Source organism: Vibrio sp. 779(2023) (genome assembly GCF_033344285.1).
Lineage (GTDB): Bacteria > Pseudomonadota > Gammaproteobacteria > Enterobacterales > Vibrionaceae > Vibrio > Vibrio alginolyticus.
Map to the genome: position 1 here is coordinate 1 of NZ_JAWPOM010000054.1, position 2,173 is coordinate 2,173.

Consider the following 2,173-nt stretch of genomic DNA (forward strand, 5'->3'; position numbering starts at 1 on the left):
GCTAATCTAAGTTTACAGTTACTGGAATAATAGTTGTTACTGACGAGACATTAAAATGGAATGTAAGAGTGACATTATTCCAGTTTTAAAATACATATCTCTTTTATTAAATATAAACGAGATTCGTTCTTGCTTTTATTTGTGCATTAGATAATTATGTTTTTCTAATCTGTTAATGTCCATACAGCATAGCCCGCCAAAAATTAGCGCAATTTTTCTTCATTATTTTTCCTGTTTTATTTTGTTGAATATTCACTCTTTCTAAATTAATTAATTACATTAATTTAAACGTTTGCTTCGCGTTTTTTCGGGTGATTTTCTCGCCATTTATCAGAATTTATTTTTACCCTTAATATAGTAGTAAATACTTAAGTAATAAAGTCATCAACAATAGGGATAGCGATTAATAAAACATCGTATTATTATCTCGCCCCTTGAGATGTAACAAATTATTACTAAAAATGAACAGAAATTATTATTTGATTTTTCTTGCTGCTTTACTTGCTGGTTGCGGTGGAGGAGGTGACTCCAAGCCGAGCAATACAAGCTCTCCAACTTCTATCACGAAGCAGAGTCGTCCACAGCTGATTGTTGAAGATGCCTCGTTGCAGTTTGAGGGTGTGGGAACCATCACTCAGACACTATTGAGCAACGTTCGCGGCTCAGTATCTTACCAAGTCATTGATTCAAATCCGCCGAATGTGGTGAGGGTGAATGATTCGGGTGTATTTCAAATCCTGCGTCCAGGCACCGCGATAATTCGTGCAACAGATACCAGTTCTGTGTATGAATCTTCTGAAACGACGTTTTCGGTCACGGTTGAACGAGGTTTTAACAATGATCTTTCTGCCAGTGATTTAAGCCTAGTTGCACTCGATCCTGACGGGAAAGCTCTGACCGTGCGCGGGCAGAAAGGTAAACTGAGTTATCAAGTCGAAAGCGGGCAGAACCTCATTCAAGTTGATGATAACGGCGTTGTTTATTCACTTGGTTCTGCGGGGCAGGCTTCTGTACTGATTTCCGATTCAGGTAACGACTTATATCTACCTAAGCAAGTTCGTGCAACCGTAACATTGTATGCGATAGGTGCTGAGCAACTTAAATTTGCCTTAATCGAAGATGAGTATCGAGACGGTTTAACCTTAGCGCCTTCACGTTTGGATAAAGTTGAAACGCAAAATATCACTTACAAAATTTTGCGCAGCGAACCAGACAACGAGGTTGCCGAGTTACTAAACCCAGAAACGGGTTTGCTTTTGATCCACAACGTTGGTCAGGTAACCGTCGAGGCGACAGCAACATACAGCGATGCTTTCTTAAACAAGCAACAAGTCGCTCAGTTTGTGGTCGATGTGAAACCAGGTCAACGTCAAGCCATCAGTGTTGCGAATATCGCTAAGACGTATGAAGACGGTGGACGCATTTTCCCTCAAGTTGCGCACGCTCGCGGCGATTATGGATATCGCATCATCAATGGTGAAGACGTTGTCGCTAAAACTACGGATGGTGAAGCGTTGCTGATCAAAGGCGTTGGTAGCGCAGAGGTTGAAGCCTACGAATACGACTTGCGTAATTATCCAGCAAGTAAAACCCGCTTCAACATTGAAATCGAACGCGCACCTCATCCGGTAATGAAAGACGTGGAAATGTCTCTCACTTATCAGCCTAAACTGGCTATTCCAATGACGTTTGCTGGTCAGAAAGGCAAAGTCAGTCTGATTGGTGGGTTGCCTGAAGGTCTTCGAATGAAGGATGGCAACTTAGAAGTGGATACCGCGGGCGAATATCGTCTTAAGTTTGAAGATGATGGCGGTGACTTTTACCAACCAATTCAATTCAACGTTGTGATCAAAGTTGCGAAAGCGCAAGGCCAAGCGATGACGACGCAAGATTATGAAATGGTATACAGCAAAGGCTACGATTTTAACGTGCAGCGTGATTTTGGTTTAACGGCCAGCAATGATCATTTGGAAGTCGTTGACAATACTTCTCCAGGTGTTGCAGATGTTATTGGTGACGGTCTTATTCGTGTCTACAAAGCGGGTCAAACGACGTTAACGGTTCGCAGAAAAGAGAGTGCAAATTACACGGCCGGTCCAGATCAAAAAGTTCGCTTTAACATTCTGAGCGCGCCAAGCCGAATTGCTATCCAGTCAGGCTTAGTAGAAGGTAC

1 pseudogene is annotated in these 2,173 nt (G+C 42.2%); it reads left to right on the forward strand.

Going from position 1 to position 2,173, the window contains the following annotated elements:
• Window positions 1-461: 461 nt before the first annotated feature.
• Window positions 462-2,173 (forward strand): annotated as a pseudogene (locus R8O70_RS24755) (cadherin repeat domain-containing protein); the annotation flags it as partial.